Here is an 18,882-nt window from a genome sequence, read left to right on the forward strand (position 1 = left end):
CTACAATTTTTTACCATATTAAATGACCGACTGTCGGTCTAAGAATAGTGAGGGGTGTTTTTTATATGAAAATGCTAGTCAAAGAAAAAGGCTTTTCGAAAGATTTTATCATTATGGTAGCTGGGCAGATTATTTCTATTTTAGGCTCTGCACTATTAAGATTTGCTCTTTCACTTTTTGTTTTAGATGTAACAGGACGGGCAGATCTTTTTGCTGTACTTTTTGCTATTTCAAGCCTACCTGTTTTACTTACACCATTTGGTGGCGCAATAGCAGATCGTTTTAATCGGCGAAATTTAATGGTCCTATTTGATTTTGTCAATAGTGGCATTGTATTGATGTTTTTTATTGTATTACTAACAGATAATCATTCTGTGCTATGGATTGGGTTGGTTATGGTGCTTCTTTCATTCATTAGTGCCATGTACACGCCAGCTGTAATGGCTAGTATTCCGCTATTGGTTAGCGAACAAAAGCTTGAGCAGGCTAATGGGGTCGTCAATGGGGTCCAGGCATTAGCGGGGGTGACAGCACCTGTGCTAGGGGGGATACTATATGGAATGCTCGGCCTCAAACTTCTCGTCATAGTAAGTGGCTTATTATTTTTCTTTACGGCTATTATAGAAATGTTTATGACAATCCCATTTGTAAAACGTAGCTATGATGGTCATTTGATGCCGACCTTAATCAAAGACATGAAAGAAGGTTTTACTTATGTGGTGAAGCAAACTTTTATTTTAAAATGTACGCTACTTGCTGCTTTATTGAATTTACTATTGACTCCACTTTTTATCGTTGGTGTGCCTATTATTCTTCGTGTCACGATGAAAAGTAGTGATACATTGTATGGAATAGGAATGGGGATTATTGATTTTGCGACGATTTTAGGCGCGTTAACGATGGGGTACTTTGCAAAAAAGCTGCGTATTCACACCCTCTATATTTGGGTATTGATGTCAGCCTTTTTGGTAATTCCCATGGCTATGTCTGTGCTCCCTCGCGCCTTTCAAATTGGCTATTATCCATCGTATAGCTTATTTATTGGTTGTGCTCTTATCATTGCGATGATGATGACGATTATCTCCATTTACGTAATGACCCTTGTGCAAAAAGAAACACCAAATGAACAATTAGGGAAGGTTATGGCAATTATGATGGCAGTATCACAGTGTATGGCACCACTTGGGCAGATGGGGTATGGGTTGCTATTTGAGTTCTTTCAAGCCAACATCTATATACCAGTCTTTATAATCTCTGTATGTGTATTATTATTAGCTTTCGTAACGAAAAGAATATGGCAATTGGAGGTCAAATAAATTGCTAGAACAAAGAAAACCACCTTTTCATTGGTAGTTTTCTTTGTAAAGCGATACTTAGCTAAAATCTTCGGATTCTTTGACGAGGCCTATGCCTGCTCGTAGGAGTATTGGTAGGAAGGGATGGAAACAGTAGCGTTGGCATATGTTGTGTATTATCTCCTATATGAATAGTAATGGATTCTTCTTCTTGAGGTGAGACTACCTTTTCTTCCTCAAGTTGTGAGTGTTCTACCTCATTGAATAGTGGTGCTGAAGATTCACTATGATGGGTAGTACTTGTAGGATTTGTAGGATTTGTGGGAGCTGTTGATTCTTGATGTGTTCCAGGATGTTCTACTGCTGCATGAGGCTGCTGAACAGCATGGACGTCTTTCATAACGAGAATGGGTCGCATCATATCATGATCCTCATGCTCAAGGAAATGACAATGCCACATATAATTCCCGACATGATCTTTCCAATGCATAATAATTTTTGTTACCTTTCCAGCGTCAGCCTTCACCGTGTCTTTCCAACCTCGCTCATAGTCTCTTGGTTCTTCAGGCGGCCCTGTAAATTGTACGATGCCTTCATTTTGATAGATTTCTAAATCAAACGGCCTTCGTTCCAGAATTTTAAATTGAATGAGGTGCAGGTGAATAGGATGGATAAAGGGTGTAGCATTAATAAAGCTCCAGATTTCCACACTATCTAAAGAAGGTTTTTCAGTTGCTGGATCATGGTACATACGATCATTTAACAGCAACATAGGTCGACCAAACTCATCTGTAGTCGCCGTCAATGGTAGTTGTCTTTCAATATGTGCATGGTGTGGATGTAAATCCATAGAAACGGCAAGTCTTTCTGGAATCTCACTTGTATCTTCACATTTCAAAGGTAAAGTTACTCGAAACTGCATAATCACGTTTGTGTGTTCATCACTGAAATCGGTATCAGTATTAAGTAAGGTAATCTCCTGTCCAGCACAGCTTGAAAAATCGATAATGACATCCGTGCGTTCAGCTGGCAGCAACTCGACAGATTGGATAAGTTGTGGTGCTGATAAGAAACCGCCATCTGTACCAATTTGAAACATTGGTTGATCATTGGAAAGACTGATGACATAGCCTCGTCGATTAGAGCCATTTAGTAAACGAAATCTATATTTACGTGGCTCAACATCTAAAAAAGGCCATAGTTTTCCGTTAACCACTATCGTATTGCCAACAAAGCCTGGTGTGATAGAGGGATGAACAGGCACGGGAAAGGGTGGTTCGTCAGGATAAAACAATGAGCCATCCTCATTAAACGTTTTATCTTGAATTAAAATCGGATATTCATAGTCTCCACAGGGTAAATTAGAGCGTTCCTCAAGGGCATCCCTCAGTAAATAAAAGCCTGCTAATCCTGCATATACATTTAAACGCGTTAAAGCCATGGCATGGTCATGATACCACATGGTAGTGCCAGGTTGATGATTCGTATATTCATGTATTTCCTTATTAAATTTTGGACCAGTATGCCGATAGTCTCTTGTGTACCATGCTTCAGGATGGCCATCACTCTGCCAATCCACATTGGCACCATGTAAGTGCGTAACTGTTCTTACTTCTTGTGAATCGTTTGCAGCATGAAGCGTAAAATCTACTGGTAAAAAGTGCTGTAAGGGCAGCTGGTTTTTGTATTTCACATAGATAGTTTTATCTTTAGAAGCTTCTATGGTTGGCCCTGGGTAAAGCCCATTGTAGCCCCAAATTAATGAGTTTGGAAAATGCTTATGAAAACGATGCTGGCCCTCCATCATGACCAATTCGTAATAATCATTCTTCTGTTGCCCTCTGCTGTATTTTGGTTTAGCAATCATTGGTTTTGGAAGTTCATCTACAAATTTTGGAATCGTTGCTGGATCAGAAGGGTTAATTTGCATACTCACAACATCACGTCCCTTTTCAATACTAAAAAAGCTAATTAACTCATCATATGGGTAAAAACAACAGGTAACGAGGACAAAAATGGAGAAAAATGTGTAAAGACATAAAAAATTTACCTACATATTATGATGGGATAAGATGATTCACTTTCAAGCAAACAGATGTAAGATTTTAAAACAATCATCACAAAAGATTTTTGCGTTGTAGGTAATAGTTGGTATCATACGAAAAAGGCGGACGAAGTGAATACATATGTCTTATAATTGAGAAAGCACAAAGTAAACTGGATGATATGGGGTATGGAGAAGTGGTGAAACGGTGGAATTAACATTAGAAGAATTAAATAAAACGATAATGGAGATGCGCACAAAGGGGTATTTAACGAAAGCACTAAAGCTTGCTGATCAAGGTCTTTTAGTCGCATTAGAGAGCAATAACTATCCATATGTCATGGATTTGTACTATCAAAAAATATTAGTTCATCATTCTTTAGGTGACACATTAAGCATGGTTAATCTTATACATGATTATGAGGCCATTTGTCAAAATTATGGTACGACAAAAGATTTAATGCATTATCATTTAGTAATGTCATTAATCTATGATTTAGTTGGCATCCGTGAAAAAACGGTGGAGATGACGAAAAAATCTATCGCCTATGCACAGGAGCTACAAGATCCTGTCATGCTTGTTCGCTGTCATAATAATCTGTGCTATTTAGAGGTAGAGAAGGGCTGTACAAAGGAAGCACTTCAAGCAGGGCTATTAGCTAGGGAATATAATAAATCTCTTGCTAGAACAATGCCTGATCTAGCAAAATTACATGATATTCGTATTAATAATAATTTAGCAGATGTATATATTTTAGAAGGGGATTTTAAAGAGGGGAAGGCATTGCTGGACAGTACGTTATCCTCTACTATTATTCATCATCATAAACGAGAAAAAGTAGCGGCATTGTTTGGCTACGGTTTTTTATTTGAAAAACAGCAAAAGCTTGAAGAAGCTGTATTTTATTATAAACAAGCCATAGATCTTGCCCGATCTTATGGAGATAAGCCAATTACAAAAAAAGTGATGCGCTTACTGTTAAATGTATTGTATCAATTGGATTGGCGAGATGAAATTTTTGATGTACAGCGTGAATATATTGATCTCTCGGAAAAAATGAGTGTTGCAAATTTATTACAACAAGTAATGAACTTGGAATTTAAGCGTCAAAAGGAAAAGCTTGAGAAAAAAGCACATTATGATCCATTAACAGGCGTTTTAAATCGACATTTTTTAGACTATGAGCTACAGGAATGGCTCAATGCAGCCGAAATAACGCAATCCTATGTATGTATTACGGTTTTGGATGTCGATTATTTTAAACTATTTAACGACACGCATGGTCATTTATTTGGAGATATGATTTTACAGCTTTTAGCTAACAGCTTGAAGGATTTTTTACAGGATGAAGATGTAGAAATTATTCGTTATGGCGGAGATGAATTCATCCTTTGTTTTAGGCATTCTCAGAAGGACTATATCAAAACATTGGTCCATAACACACATGCCTATTTGCTCTCACTAAAGCTCGAACAGGAACAGCAAAGTTATCCCTTAAGAGTCAGTATGGGTGCTTGTGTGAATAATCAGAAAAACTATCAATACAAGGAGCTATTTGAGCAAGCAGATAGCTGTTTATACCAAGCAAAGGCGAATGGCCGTGCGAGCTGTGTGCTATACGAATTATCATAATGACAGGTTCCTATTTACATAGTTAAATAGGAATTTTTCTTGTGATAGGACCATGTTTTTTATGCCCAAAACGAGGCTTCTATGAGGTGAAATGAAATTTACTGTAGTCATCATTTGAAAACGTTGTTCTAGCAACGTACAATATATGAAATTAAGAAACACGACAGCACAAAATTGTTGTATAATGTTGTGGTATGAGGAAAGAAAGCAGGTTGACAAAATGGAAAGCAAAATGAATGGTTACACAGTTGTAGACACACACATGCATCAGCTATGTGTTATGCCAAAACAGCTCGATGTGAAACATAAGGTGAATAGATGAAAAACTGGTTAATTTTCATTTCTGTCTTTATTGTTTCGTTGTCACTTGTCATTAGTATTTTAGTACTCTGGAAAGCCGAGGCTCCGTTCCGTTCAATTGAAGAGCAGGCTGAACAGTTGGCACTCGATGCCAAAGCTCTCGCAATTGTATCGGAGTCCTACACATATAATGGCAAACATTCGTATGTTACTGTGTTCGGGGTAGACGAATACGGTGATAAAAAAGCTGTCTTTGTTCCGACGAATCTAGACAAGGATTCCATTCAGGAAGTGATATTAGAAGATGGTATTACGGAAAAGCAAGCATTATCGGTTTTTAAAAATGAAGGAAATGTACAAAAAGTCCTCCACATGAAATTAGGCTATGAGGAGCCTGGCGCAGTTTGGGAAATTACATATCTGAACGACCACGACCAGCTCAACTATGTCTATATTCTGTTTAAGGATGGCGACTGGTGGAAGCGCATTACGAATTTATAAGAGGAGTAGATCCCGAATGAAAAATTTATTAGCAACACGTGTAAAAACTTTAACACCATCTTCAACATTAGCGATTACTGCAAAAGCAAAAGCATTGAAAGAGCAAGGTATTGATGTGATTGGTCTTGGAGCTGGTGAACCAGACTTTAATACACCTCAAAATATTTTAAATGCTGCCATTGACTCAATGGAAAAAGGGTATACAAAATATACACCCGCTGGCGGACTTCCAGTTCTGAAAAAAGCCATTATTGATAAGCTTCAACGTGATAATAACCTTACCTATCAGCCAAATGAAATCATTGTTGGTGTAGGGGCAAAGCATATTTTATACACGCTATTCCAAGTGATTTTAAATGAAGGCGACGAGGTTATTATTCCAATCCCTTATTGGGTGTCTTATCCAGAACAAGTGAAATTAGCTGGCGGCGTACCAGTTTATGTTGAAGGTACACGTGAACAAAGCTATAAAATTACAGCGGATCAACTGAGAGCAGCTGTGACAGACAAGACAAAAGCAGTGATTATTAATTCTCCTAGCAACCCATCAGGCATGATTTATTCTCGTGAAGAGCTTGCAGAACTTGCTGCTGTTGCAGAAGAAAAAGATATTTTAATCGTGTCAGATGAAATTTATGAGAAGCTTGTATACAATGGTATTGAGCATTTTTCAATTGCACAACTTTCTGATGCAGTGAAAGCACGTACAATCGTTGTTAATGGTGTGGCAAAATCTCACTCTATGACAGGCTGGCGTATTGGATATGCTGCAGGTGACACAGACATTATTAAAGCAATGACTGACCTTGCATCACACTCAACATCTAATGCGACAACAACAGCACAATATGCAACTGTGGAGGCGTATAATGGCTCTCAGGATGCGGTAGAGGAAATGCGTCAGGCATTTGAATCTCGTCTTGAAAAAATTTACCCACAGTTAAGTGCTATTCCTGGCTTCCATGTATTAAAGCCACAGGGTGCATTCTACCTATTACCAGACGTAGCAGAAGCTATGGCTCACACTGGCTATGATTCAGTAGATGCATTTGCTGCGGATATTTTAACAGAAGCAAACGTAGCAGTGATTCCAGGCTCTGGCTTCGGTACACCAACTACTATGCGATTATCTTATGCTACATCTTTAGACTTATTAGAAGAGGCAGTCCGTCGTATTGATACATTCGTAAAATCAAAATGGCAAGACTAATCCTTCTAGTCAACTTTGGAGGATTTCTATGAAAAAAATTATGATTAAAGATATGCCACAGCATATCGGTGAAACAGTCAAAATTGGCGCTTGGTTAGCCAATAAACGTTCAAGCGGAAAAATCGCGTTCCTACAGCTACGTGATGGCTCTGGCTTTGTACAGGGCGTTGTAGTGAAAGAAGAAGTAGGCGAAGAAATTTTTGCTACGGCAAAAGGGATGACGCAAGAGACTTCTATGTATGTGATTGGTGAGGTGAAAGCTGACGAACGCTCAAGCTTTGGCTGTGAGCTTGCTATAACTGGTATCGAGGTACTACATGCAGCAACAGATTTCCCAATCACACCAAAAGAACATGGTCCAGAATTTTTAATGGATAACCGTCATTTATGGCTGCGCTCTCGTAAACAACATGCCATTATGAAAATTCGTAATGAAATTATTCGCGCTACATACGAATTTTTCAACAACAACGGTTTTACAAAAATGGACCCACCAATTTTAACAGGTTCTGCGCCTGAAGGTACTTCAGAGCTGTTCCATACAAAATATTTTGATGAAGATGCGTATCTATCTCAATCTGGTCAGCTTTACATGGAAGCTGCTGCGATGGCTTTAGGAAAAGTCTTCTCATTCGGTCCAACTTTCCGTGCTGAAAAATCTAAGACTCGTCGTCATTTAATTGAGTTTTGGATGATTGAGCCTGAAATGGCATTCGTAGAATTTGAAGAAAATTTAGAAGTACAAGAGCAATATGTAGCGCACATCGTACAATCTGTACTTGCAAACTGCAAATTAGATCTAGAGCGACTTGGCCGTGATACATCAACACTTGAAAACATTAAAGCGCCATTCCCTCGAATTTCTTATGATGATGCGATTAAGCTTTTACACGAACAAGGCTTCGACGATATTGAGTGGGGCGATGATTTTGGTGCGCCTCATGAAACAGCGATTGCGAATTCATTTGACAGACCAGTATTTATTACTTGTTACCCAGTAGGCATTAAACCGTTCTATATGCAACCACACCCAGATCGCGATGATGTTGTATTATGTGCTGATTTAATTGCACCAGAGGGTTACGGAGAAATTATCGGTGGTTCCGAGCGAATCCATGACTACGATTTATTAAAATCACGTCTGGAAGAGCATAACCTATCATTAGATGCCTATGCTTGGTATTTAGAGCTTCGCAAACATGGCTCTGTTCCACATTCAGGTTTTGGTCTAGGGTTAGAGCGAACTGTAGCATGGATTTCAGGCACAGAGCATATCCGTGAAACAATTCCATTCCCACGTTTACTAAACCGCTTATATCCATAAGCTAATCAATTTAAAAGTCGCGTAGTGAACTATCTACGCGGCTTTTCTACTTACTTAAAGAAGGAGTCTGGAGAATAATGAACGTAAATAATCATCGACTCCGTACATGGACTGAGCAGAGAATGATTCCCATTCCACAGCTTTTTTTTCAGTTTTATAAGGAGTTAAACATGGAGGATGAAGAGGCACTGATTGTCATGCACTTATTGGCCTTTCATATGGAGGAGAATGACTTCCCAACACCTAATGATCTAAAAAATCGTCTCACAATGTCTGATAATGACATCACATCCCGTTTACAGCGATTAATGCAGAAGGGTTTTCTTGAAATTACACGAGATGTCGACGCGGGTGGTAAGCTATATGAAAAGTATTCCGTATACCCGCTATGGGAGCGCATTTTACAGATGATTGATATGAAAGAGCAGCAACAAACGGCAGTGACACTTCAGCAAGAAGAAGGGGAGATATTCCGTCTTTTTGAAGAGGAAATGGGGCGTCTTTTATCTCCTTTAGAACTTGAAAAAATTGGATGCTGGCTTGATGAGGACAAGCATAGTCCCGCACTCATCAAAGAGGCGCTAAAGGAGGCTGTCTTTGCTGGGAAATTGAGTATTCGCTATATTGATCGCATTTTATTAGAATGGAAAAAGAAAAATATTACGACACCACAAGCCGCACAAAAGCAAAGTGAACAGTTCCGTGAGAAACAGACATTTAACAGAGCACCAGCTCGAACAATTCAACAAGAAACGCAGTCAACGGGTAGAGTTCCTTTTTATAATTGGTTGGAAGAAAGAGAATAGGGGGCATCCAGTTTGTTAACGAAAAAACAGTGGGAGCATTGTCTAGAAGAAATGGATCGAATGTTTCCCGACGCACATTGTGAGCTCGTCCATGATAATGCTTTTGAGCTAACGATTGCCACATTATTATCTGCACAATGTACAGATGTACTAGTCAATAAAGTAACGAAAACCTTATTTCAAAAATATAAAACACCAGAAGATTATTTAGCTGTTTCTATAGAGGAATTGCAACAGGATATTCGCTCTATTGGCCTTTATCGCAATAAGGCGAAGAATATTCAGGCTCTATGTCAACGTTTACTAGATGAGTACGGTGGCGAAATCCCTGCAACACGTGAAGCATTGGTGACATTACCAGGTGTAGGACGAAAAACGGCCAATGTTGTGCTTTCAGTAGCCTTCGATATTCCAGCACTTGCAGTGGATACCCATGTGGAGCGAGTATCCAAACGCCTAGGGCTCTGTCGATGGAAAGATTCGGTGCTTGAAGTGGAAGAAACGATTATGAAGAAAACGCCAATGGACAAATGGTCAAAAACGCATCACCAATTAATTTTCTTTGGACGTTATCATTGTAAGGCCCAAAATCCTGGATGCCGTACCTGCCCTTTACTCGACGATTGTCGTGAAGGGCAAAAGCGTTTAAAGAAAGGCATGGTGAAGGAAGCATGAATAGTGAAGCCATTGCAAAAGAAAAAGTAGATGCTTGGTTTGCCCAATGGACTTCACTACAAGCCGCTATCCATACAGCACATGATGCAAGAAATGGACTGGCAAAAGGGCTAATGGAAGATGCCATCGAGCTATTTGAACAACTTGTGCAAGCTGCAGGCGATGAAGTGCTACCGATTAATGGGATTGAGCGATTAGCCTTTATTAAAGCTAAGCCAGGTCAATATGCATGCTATCGTCAACTAGATGAGCTATTTAAAGAAACGAAAAAGCGCACAGCACGACTACGGATTCAAGCTAGTAAAAGTTAGAGTGGATGGATAGAGTATAAAAAGTGGATAGGACATGTAAAGTGAAGGATAGACCGCGAAAAGTGGCGGATAGACCTTGTAGAGTGAAGGATAGACCGTCAAAACTGACGGATAGCCTCTTCAGAGCCCTTCATCAATAAAAAAACCGAGAAGCAGTGAATGAACTGCTTCTCGGTTTTTTCTTTATTCTGAGCTTTGGTCTTCTTCATTTGGGTTGGTAGGCTCGGTAGGAGGTGTTGGCTGCTGATTTCCATCATTATTGCCATTGTTTCCACCATTGCCATTGCCATTTCCATGCCCGTTATTACCATTATTATTATTGTTATTACCGTTGTCACCATTGCCATTATTGTTATTACCTTGATCATTATCCTCTTGACCAGGATCAATCGGTAAATCAATATCTGGTTCATCTGGATCTTCCGTTTCCAAATCTTCCTCAGGGGTACTTGTGATCTGGAAGGTAGTTGTCCCAGGCTCACTGCGTGTGCCATCTACAATGGCTACGACAGAGATTGTATAGTTACCATCTTCAAGTGTGTTAGTAACAGTTAGGCCTTTCGTGTCTGCTGTGCCAAGGACAACCGTTTCTCCACCTTCACGTGTGGCAGAAACTTCAAATGAAGTTGGTAATGGTTCATCGGTTTCTGGATTTAGGATGGCATCATGTTCCCAAGAAATATTGATCGACTGTGCTCCTAAATCTAAGTTTGCTGAAACATTATAAGGTGTAGATAGCTCTGGCGCCTCATAGACCTCAGAAACCTCTGTTGGTTCAGTCCCGCGAACGAATAACTCTGTTTGACGTAGTTCGCTAGGTGTATAGTCACTTGCCAATCTTAAAGGTTTAGAGCCTACTTCCACCGTTGCTTCTACAACAGTACTTGGCTTTTTGAAGCTAGCTGTCTCAACATTCGCTGAAATTTCTTGCATAATCGTCTTAAATAAGTTTTGTGGTAATCGACGTTCTTCCCACGTTGTAATTGGATCAAAGTGTTTTTCATAGCCACTCCATATAGCGATGGAATAGTTAGTTGTGTAACCAGCAAACCATGAATCTGGCACACTCGTATTCGGTAAATTATATTTATTAAAGTCTTCTGCTGAATAGTTAGTTGTACCTGTTTTACCTGCGATATCTAAGCCAGGCACATTGGCTGCAGTTCCTGAGGCATCAGGCTTATTGCCGACTACATCACGTAGCATGTCTGTTACCATGTAAGCCGTATAATCATTCATAGCCACTTTAGACTCAGGTGTATAGTTTTTAGACGTTTTACCATCTCGATAGACAATTTTTGTAATCGAATGTGGATCTGTATAGACCCCGTTATTACCGAAAGCAGCATAGGAAGCTGCCATTTGAATAGGAGAGATAGTAATAGCACCACCGCCAATTGCATCGGACTCATAGAGGTTTTCTGTTTCAATTCCTAAACGTCCAACAAATTCCTTGGCTTTTTCTGTGCCAACCTCCTGTAATGCTTTGACAGCTGGGACGTTCCGTGAAGCATATAATGCTTTACGTGCAGTCATGGCACCCATATATCTGCCATCCCAGTTTGTGATTGTTTGCTTTGTACCTGTATAGTTCATTGGTTCGTCGACAAGTGTTTGACCTGTAGACCATTTTAAATATTCAATTGCTGGCCCATAGTCAACTAACGGTTTCATTGTGGAACCTGGTTGATTATTTGTTAAGTCCTCGGCATAATTCCAGCCACGTTCTGCACCATATTTACGACCGCCACCAACGGCTTGAATGGCACCTGTTTTTGTATCAACGACCGCCACACCTGACTGAATATCTTCAGTTGGGAAATTACTATCATCATTCATCACATTTTCTACAACTTGTTGAGCATTTGGATCAAGCGTCGTATAGACTTTGATTCCTTCTGCCATTGCCGAACCGTCACCATTATTTTCTAATTCATTAATAACAATATCCAGGAAGGCATCATATTTGGAACCTGCAAATGATTGGCGTGTTGCATCATCCGCTAAACCTGATTGAACTTCTGCTTTTTTGGCTTCTTCCATTTCGGCTTTAGAAATTTTTCCGTGTTGATACATTAATCCTAAAACGGTATTACGTCGTTTTTTTGCAAGCTCAGGGTTTTTTAATGGATTATATGCATTTGGTCGTTGCACTAGCCCTGCTAATAGTGCTTCTTCATCTAAAGTTAAATCTTTTAATTCTTTACCATAGAAGTATTGTGAGGCTGTGCCGAAGCCATAGATACGACCTGACATAAGCATTTTGTTGAAGTACATTTCAAAAATTTCTTCTTTCGTATACTTACGCTCTAATTGGAAGGCAAGCCATGCTTCCTGTGCTTTACGCTTTAATTTCTTCTCGTTTTGTAAAAATGAGTTTTTGACTACTTGCTGTGTTAAAGTCGATGCACCTTGCGCACCAAAGCCATCACGGAAGTTTGCTAGGATTGCACCACCTAGACGATAAAAATCCATACCATGATGCTCAAAAAAGCGTACATCTTCTGTAGCCAGAATAGCATTGATCATATCTTCAGGTATATCTTCATATTTTATATATTTACGGTTTTCAGCACCGATTGTTGCAAATAATTCACCGTTTTTATCGTAGAACTCTGAAGAAACAGGATCTTTCAGTAATTCTTCATCGAGCTCTGGAGCCGTGCTTGCATAGAAGGCAAATAATGCAGCTCCTCCAATTAAGCCAGCTACACCGGTGGCTAAGATTGTTAAGAAAATGCGTTTAAACCATGACTTAGCGGATGAGGCTGGTTTGGTTTTTTTATTTTTATTTTTTTCAGCGAGAGCTTTTTGATGCTCTCCACGTGTTCGACGACGTTCAGTCATTCTTATTTCTCCTCACTTTCAGACCCGTAGCATTTTGCATCAATCAATTGTTGGATGATGGGTAAATAATCGATACGCGGATAATAGCTCGTAGGAATTTCATATGCCTCTTCTTCGATGATCGAAAAGGGTATCGATTTACGATTGCCATTTTCCATTGCTTGCCAGGCCTTTTGTAAAACTTTGTATGGCACAATAAAATATCGTTCAAAAGCCGAAAAACGAACGATAATAAAAGCCACACCATTTTGTTCCGTCACTTGCTGCATATGTGTCATTTGATGCTCATGAATATTTTTTAAGGGGAAACTTGTTTTGGAAGCCGTTTCCTTTGCATCAAAATCGATATAATGCCCTTTCCAAACACCATTGTAGTCGGTTGTAGAGGGTGTTCGAAAATAAGCTTCACGAATGACAGCAGCACTTCGTGAAGGGTACTCTACTTTGACGATTTGCACAGGAACAGGTTTCTTGTGAATGATAGCAAGTCGCCTTTTTATATAATAGTCGTTTGCTTCATTAATTTCATCTTCTAGCGTCTTCCCCCGATTACTAAAAGATAAATCTTTGTTTTTGCTCTTTTTTTCTGTTTTCTGTACAGAAGCATTTGGGGTATACAATTTCCCGTTTGGATAACGAATTGTCATTAAGCTCACCCTTTACCTTACTGCTTTTCTATCCCTAGTTTACCATGTTTTAATAGCTGTTCTCTACCTCCATCATTCATGAAATTGTTACTAGAATAGTAGAAAACAAATGGTAAGTATGAATAATTTGCGTCGAAAAATCGCCAGCTTTATTATTACTAGAATCGTCAAAATAACTGATAAATTTAAATAGGTCATTGGGATGAAAATATACTCACACAGTGACCTTTCATTCATGACGATTTTTTTTGTCAGAGGTTCACTATTAAAAATTTATCGAAAATCTTCTTCTTTCAGCTAACTTACGCTTATTTTGTCACGCATGAAGGTAATTCTATACATACGAGGAATACTAAAGTAAAGCAAAGGAGGCGTTATTTTGAACAAGTTAGAACAATTAGTTGCGCAGTTAGATCTGGTCAATCAATTACTTTTCACGAGAGTGTCACTGGAAAACAATGCTCATAGTTTGCATTTTTTTATGCAACTTAAAGCGGTTAGCCAGAAAGTAAGCTTAGCAGAAAAGAACTGGCAAGTAAAGAATGCTTGTTCGCCTATTAGTAGTGAAAAATCATAGACTTTGGTACACTTATCTCATAAGCAATTGAACTAACGCAATAGCATGAAGATTGATACATTATTTTCCACAAAGGTGTGGTAAATAGCTGTCATAAACAGTGATATTTCCATAGCTGACGTACTGGACAAGACATACTTTCCATGTATATGCCGTCACTCCGAAATATATTTGCTATGTGTAATTGTTGAGAGATGAGGTGCAAAATTGTTAGTTATCCAGCAAACATCCAAATTAATAGATGAATGTGATCAGTGCGTTTCACGTTTTTGGCAAATGCGTGAGGAAGATCGAACACCTGATTTTTTTCAAGAGGTAAAGCCACATGCAGATGAAATCCATCAACTTTTGAAGGAATGGCAGCAAGAAGCCAATAAATGGATTCAAAAAAATCGACCGAAATACATGCATACGCAACAAATTGCTTCAGTCGTTGAATCGATGGAGCAATTTGTTGTGCAATCTTTTTATAAAGAAACAAGTAAAAAACGCTTTTTAGATGCCATACATTCTACTTCCTATACTTTGAAAATATTTGAACGATTAGTTAAGGAGGGAGAAAAGGATGTTATCGAAGAAACGAACGATTAGTGAGCTTTTACATGAGTGGAGATATGATGAAGAACTTAAAGAGCGTGTCCTGCATTGGCAAACATTAGAGGGGCGTCCAGCTAACTATGCACCATTTCCTAGGAATTTGCATCCTTCTTTAGTGAAAGCCTTACAGACAAGAGGGATTGAGCAGCTTTATACACATCAGCGAGAGGCATTTGATTTGGCACAGAGTGGTACATCTTTTACAGCGGTTACGCCAACTGCTTCAGGTAAATCCTATTGCTATCATCTGCCAGTGCTACAAAAAATAATGGAGGATAAAAATGCACGTGCCATTTATTTATTTCCAACAAAGGCACTGGCACAGGACCAGAAAAATGATTTGAATGAGCTCATTGAGCAAAGCGGTGAGGAGATTTTAAGCTATACCTATGATGGAGATACGGCTCCAGGCATTCGCCAAAAGGTTCGTAAGGCAGGGCATATCGTGATGACGAATCCTGATATGCTTCATTCGGGGATTTTGCCGCATCATACAAAATGGGTTTCACTTTTTGAGAATCTACAATATATTGTGATTGATGAATTGCATACATACAAAGGTGTGTTTGGTTCCCATGTGGCGCATGTTATTCGGAGATTAAAAAGAATTTGTGAATTTTATGGGAGTAAACCAGTGTTTATTTGTACATCGGCTACCATAAAAAATCCTAAAGAGCTTGCTGAGCTACTAACGAATGAATCACACATGCTCATTGCTGATTCGGGTGCTCCAGTTGGTAAGAAAACCTTTCTTTTTTACAATCCGCCGATTATTCATAAAACATTTGGCGTGCGTAGAAGTGCTGTATTAGAGGTAAGTGATTTAGCTAAGAGGTTGTACACGGCTGGCATTCAATCCATTATTTTTGCCAAAAGTAGGGTACGAGTAGAAATGATTGTAACCTATTTAAAGGAACTTACACGTAATAAGCTGCTCGATGAATCTGTACGTGGCTATCGAGGTGGGTATCTGCCATCTGAACGACGTGTCATCGAAAAAGGCTTACGTGATGGGACAATCCAAACAGTAGTTAGCACCAATGCATTAGAATTAGGTGTCGATATTGGTCAATTACAAGCATGTATTATGACAGGTTACCCAGGAAATATTGCGAGTGCTTGGCAGCAAGCAGGACGTGCAGGGAGACGTCAGGATGAGGCATTGATTATTTATGTTGCGCAATCTTCCGCATTGGACCAGTATGTAGTCAATCATCCACTATTTTTACTAGGCAGTACCCCAGAGGAAGCACGTATTTATCCAGAAAATATGCTGATTTTAATGGATCATTTGAAATGTGCTGCCTTCGAGCTACCTTTTTCAACAGGCGATACGTATGGAGAATATGACATACAAGAATTGCTGGAGTATTTAGCAGAAGAAGGGGTAGTTTTTAAGACGAGTGATAAATGGCATTGGATGAGTGATCGTTTCCCGGCGCATGATATTAGCTTACGTTCAGCGTCACAAGAAAATGTAGTCATTATTGATCTTACCATTCCTGCACAGACAAAGGTGATTGGTGAAATGGATCGTCATAGTGCCATGACACTCTTGCATGAAGAAGCCATTTACTTGCACCAAGGCATTCAGTTCCAAGTAGAGAAGCTTGACTGGGAGGAAAAGAAAGCCTACGTACGTGAAGTAGATGTTGATTACTATACAGATGCCAATCTAGCAGTTGAAATGAAAGTTTTAGAGGAAGATCGTAACCGTTCATACGCAGGTGGTACAATCTGCTTTGGCGATGTTGGCTTAGTTGCACAAGCGACGATTTTCAAGAAAATACGCTTTGGCACACATGACAATATTGGCTCAGGACCTATACATTTACCACCTGATGAAATGCATACAAGTGCTTCGTGGCTATCGTTTACAGCACCAGATAAATGGACAGAGGAAGAGCTAACAGATGCTATGACTGGGGTAGCCTACGCGATGAATGCCTTCATTCCTTTGTTTATTCAATGTGATAGTAGTGATGTGGCCGTTGTACCACAGGTGAAGGCCACACATAATGAGCGGCCAACGTTTTTTGTCTATGATAAGTATCCAGGTGGCATCGGCTTAAGTGAAAAGGTATATGAACTATGGGAAGAGCTAATCATGAAAACATATGAGCATGTTACAAATTGTGCATGCGAATCGGGCTGTCCTTCCTGTATTGGGGCACAAGAATCATTGCTTCAAACAAAAGGAAAGGTAGCTAAATTACTGCAACAATTAATGGCATAGTAAACTGAGGGTGAGGAACGTCAATTTGTTCTTTCACCCTCTTTGTTTGTATTCAAGGTAAGTCAATTTTCAACGAAGAATATTTTGAATGAGGTTAACAATCATGTTACTCTTTCAAGAGAGATGTCTTATACAATAAGCAGAAAATGAGTGAAATTCATGTCTTACGAAAATAAAATATTACAAATGAAAAAAATGCTGGGAAAAAAACCGATGTCCGCTAAAAAAGTTGAAGAATCAGCGTTCCAAAAGCCTGCTAGGCCAAGCTATACAGAGCAATGGAAACAGGCGGGACTAACGGTTGTGGAAAATGATTACGGTATCGTATTTAAGCGTCAAGTAAGCTATCCGTTTAGCTATCAGCATGGACATTATCAACTACAATCGTTCTTTGAAGCCCTGAAAAAATGGCAAGATGCTGAGTTTGATCATCCTTATGCGCTCGATATGGAAGAGTCCGTCTTATTTTTTGACACGGAAACAACAGGTTTAAAGGGTGTTGGGACCCATATTTTTTTGCTTGGATTTTTAGAGGTAGCTGAAGAATCCTTTATCCTCACACAATATATTATGGCAGATCCTGCACATGAAGCAGCCTTCTTATTTGAATCCAAGCTTTGGCAAAAGTCAGCTACTGTGATTACCTATAATGGGAAAAGCTTTGATTGGCCACAGCTTGAAACACGATGGACATTGCATCAAAAAACCTTACCAAAATTACGCTCTCAGCGACAGATCGATTTGTTGCATAGTTCGAAGCGTTTATGGAAAAATGATATGGAGCGCTTAAAATTAAAATCTGTCGAGGAAGAAAAGCTTGGTTTTTCGCGTAAAGGGGATATTCCAGGCCATCTCGCACCTATTATTTATTTGGATGCAGTAAAAAGTGGCATTCCAGATGCTCTTATAAAGGTTTTGCATCATAATGAGTGGGATTTACTATCACTTATCACACTGTATAGTCATTCTACGTATTTATTGTTCGAGCAGGACCATGAAGAATCGGCAAAAACTTTCACCAACATTGGGAAATGGTATGGTGATTTAAGAGAAAGCACACAAAGTGTGAGGATTTTTGAAAAGGTGACATCAAAATTTGATGCGCTAGAAGCGGGCAATGCTCAATATTATTTAGCTTTACAGCACAAGAAGAATAAACGCTATAGTGAAGCTATTGACTCATTCGTGGCCTCCCTTCATTTTGTTGAAGCAAGAACAAAGTTACATGCCCTTGAGCAGCTAGCCATACTTTATGAGCACCAAATGAAGGATTATGAGCAGGCCCTTTATTATACGCAAGAAGGCATACGTCTCATTCGAAATAATGGGCAATGGAGAGCAGAACAAAAACAAAAATGGGAAATTTCTTGGGAAAAGAGACTACACAGATTAGGAAATAAGAAATAAATTCGTGGGTAAGCGCGTGAAACGACAAGTTTAGCCTTACAATTAGTATTTTCAGACGATATAATGTGATGAAGTATGCTATAATGTATTCGTGTATGTAGTGTGAGGAAGGGCGATGTGAATGGACATTAAATTAACGTCAAAAATGATCCTTGAAAAGGAATTTAAAAAGAACTTTAAAGGCTACAATGTAGAAGAAGTAGATTCTTTTCTTGATGAAATTATTCAAGACTATGAAACGTTTGAAAAAGTGGTGGCCCAACTACGTGAAGAAAATAGACAGTTAAAAGAAGAAATTGAAAGCACACCTAAGAGACAACCTGTTGCTTCAGCGGCAGCTGGTACAACGAATTTTGATATTTTAAAACGTCTTTCTAATTTAGAAAAACATGTATTTGGTAGCAAGCTGTACGAATAAATTTAGTCAATTATATTGTATTTAACATAAAACTCTAGTATAATCTTTCGTATC

Annotated in this window: 16 protein-coding genes; 13 read left to right on the forward strand and 3 right to left on the reverse strand. The window is 39.1% G+C overall.

The features are described 5' to 3' along the window. The first annotated feature begins 65 nt into the window (after nucleotides 1-65). Nucleotides 66-1,316, forward strand: coding sequence for an MFS transporter (locus tag QH639_RS13695; protein WP_281114674.1), 1,251 nt, complete (start codon nucleotides 66-68; stop codon nucleotides 1,314-1,316). 61 nt (nucleotides 1,317-1,377) lie between these two features. On the opposite strand, the gene QH639_RS13700 is transcribed toward QH639_RS13695, so the two are convergent. Beyond that, nucleotides 1,378-3,231, reverse strand: a complete 1,854-nt coding sequence (locus QH639_RS13700; protein WP_481817302.1) for a multicopper oxidase family protein — start codon at nucleotides 3,229-3,231, stop codon at nucleotides 1,378-1,380. A 316-nt stretch (nucleotides 3,232-3,547) separates the two neighbouring features. On the opposite strand from QH639_RS13700, the gene QH639_RS13705 reads away from it, so the two are divergent. From QH639_RS13705 to QH639_RS13735, 7 genes are all read left to right on the forward strand, one after another. Further along, nucleotides 3,548-4,972 carry a tetratricopeptide repeat-containing diguanylate cyclase gene (locus QH639_RS13705; RefSeq protein ID WP_131519729.1) on the forward strand — a complete coding sequence of 475 codons (1,425 nt, stop codon included), beginning with the start codon at nucleotides 3,548-3,550 and terminating at the stop codon, nucleotides 4,970-4,972. 318 nt (nucleotides 4,973-5,290) lie between these two features. Next, nucleotides 5,291-5,773: a cell wall elongation regulator TseB-like domain-containing protein gene (locus tag QH639_RS13710; RefSeq protein WP_259419155.1), complete on the forward strand. Its 483-nt coding sequence runs from the start codon at nucleotides 5,291-5,293 to the stop codon at nucleotides 5,771-5,773. Nucleotides 5,774-5,789: 16 nt separating this feature from the next. Continuing rightward, a complete protein-coding gene (locus QH639_RS13715) occupies nucleotides 5,790-6,983 on the forward strand; it encodes a pyridoxal phosphate-dependent aminotransferase (RefSeq protein ID WP_048389971.1) in 1,194 nt (397 codons plus the stop codon). Nucleotides 6,984-7,011: 28 nt separating this feature from the next. Then, the gene (gene asnS / locus QH639_RS13720; RefSeq protein WP_281114675.1) at nucleotides 7,012-8,307 is read left to right on the forward strand and encodes an asparagine--tRNA ligase; all 1,296 of its coding nucleotides are present in this window, start codon (nucleotides 7,012-7,014) and stop codon (nucleotides 8,305-8,307) included. Between the two features lie 77 nt (nucleotides 8,308-8,384). After that, the gene (locus tag QH639_RS13725) at nucleotides 8,385-9,113 is read left to right on the forward strand and encodes a DnaD domain-containing protein (RefSeq protein ID WP_237900158.1); all 729 of its coding nucleotides are present in this window, start codon (nucleotides 8,385-8,387) and stop codon (nucleotides 9,111-9,113) included. Between the two features lie 12 nt (nucleotides 9,114-9,125). Next, complete coding sequence (nth, locus tag QH639_RS13730; RefSeq protein ID WP_237900160.1) at nucleotides 9,126-9,788, forward strand: endonuclease III; 663 nt, start codon at nucleotides 9,126-9,128, stop codon at nucleotides 9,786-9,788. Further along, nucleotides 9,785-10,099 (forward strand): YpoC family protein, encoded by a 315-nt coding sequence (locus QH639_RS13735; RefSeq protein WP_112117716.1) that lies wholly within the window; start codon nucleotides 9,785-9,787, stop codon nucleotides 10,097-10,099. The genes nth and QH639_RS13735 overlap by 4 nt, the downstream gene beginning before the upstream one ends. Nucleotides 10,100-10,282: 183 nt before the next feature. Here the strand turns inward: QH639_RS13735 and QH639_RS13740 are convergent, their stop codons facing one another. Then, complete coding sequence (locus tag QH639_RS13740) at nucleotides 10,283-12,946, reverse strand: penicillin-binding protein 1A (protein WP_281114676.1); 2,664 nt, start codon at nucleotides 12,944-12,946, stop codon at nucleotides 10,283-10,285. Nucleotides 12,947-12,948: 2 nt separating this feature from the next. Further along, nucleotides 12,949-13,593 carry a Holliday junction resolvase RecU gene (recU, locus tag QH639_RS13745; RefSeq protein WP_004225567.1) on the reverse strand — a complete coding sequence of 215 codons (645 nt, stop codon included), beginning with the start codon at nucleotides 13,591-13,593 and terminating at the stop codon, nucleotides 12,949-12,951. A gap of 379 nt (nucleotides 13,594-13,972) precedes the next feature. Here recU and QH639_RS13750 point away from each other — a divergent pair, with 379 nt between their 5' ends. The 5 genes from QH639_RS13750 to gpsB all read left to right on the forward strand — a co-directional run bounded on the left by QH639_RS13750 (nucleotide 13,973) and on the right by gpsB (nucleotide 18,828). Continuing rightward, nucleotides 13,973-14,170: a hypothetical protein gene (locus QH639_RS13750; RefSeq protein WP_004225568.1), complete on the forward strand. Its 198-nt coding sequence runs from the start codon at nucleotides 13,973-13,975 to the stop codon at nucleotides 14,168-14,170. 207 nt (nucleotides 14,171-14,377) lie between these two features. Next, complete coding sequence (locus QH639_RS13755) at nucleotides 14,378-14,761, forward strand: YppE family protein (RefSeq protein ID WP_237900165.1); 384 nt, start codon at nucleotides 14,378-14,380, stop codon at nucleotides 14,759-14,761. After that, complete coding sequence (locus QH639_RS13760) at nucleotides 14,736-17,003, forward strand: DEAD/DEAH box helicase (protein ID WP_281114677.1); 2,268 nt, start codon at nucleotides 14,736-14,738, stop codon at nucleotides 17,001-17,003. Before QH639_RS13755 ends, QH639_RS13760 begins: the two co-directional genes overlap by 26 nt. 159 nt (nucleotides 17,004-17,162) lie before the next feature. After that, on the forward strand, nucleotides 17,163-18,410 hold the full coding sequence (locus QH639_RS13765) for a ribonuclease H-like domain-containing protein (protein WP_281114678.1): 1,248 nt from the start codon (nucleotides 17,163-17,165) through the stop codon (nucleotides 18,408-18,410). A 121-nt stretch (nucleotides 18,411-18,531) separates the two neighbouring features. Further along, nucleotides 18,532-18,828 carry a cell division regulator GpsB gene (gpsB, locus tag QH639_RS13770; RefSeq protein WP_004269307.1) on the forward strand — a complete coding sequence of 99 codons (297 nt, stop codon included), beginning with the start codon at nucleotides 18,532-18,534 and terminating at the stop codon, nucleotides 18,826-18,828. Nucleotides 18,829-18,882: the final 54 nt, after the last annotated feature.

The organism is Lysinibacillus sp. 1 U-2021 (assembly GCF_029916965.1).
In the GTDB taxonomy this organism is placed as follows: Bacteria; Bacillota; Bacilli; order Bacillales_A; family Planococcaceae; genus Lysinibacillus; species Lysinibacillus capsici.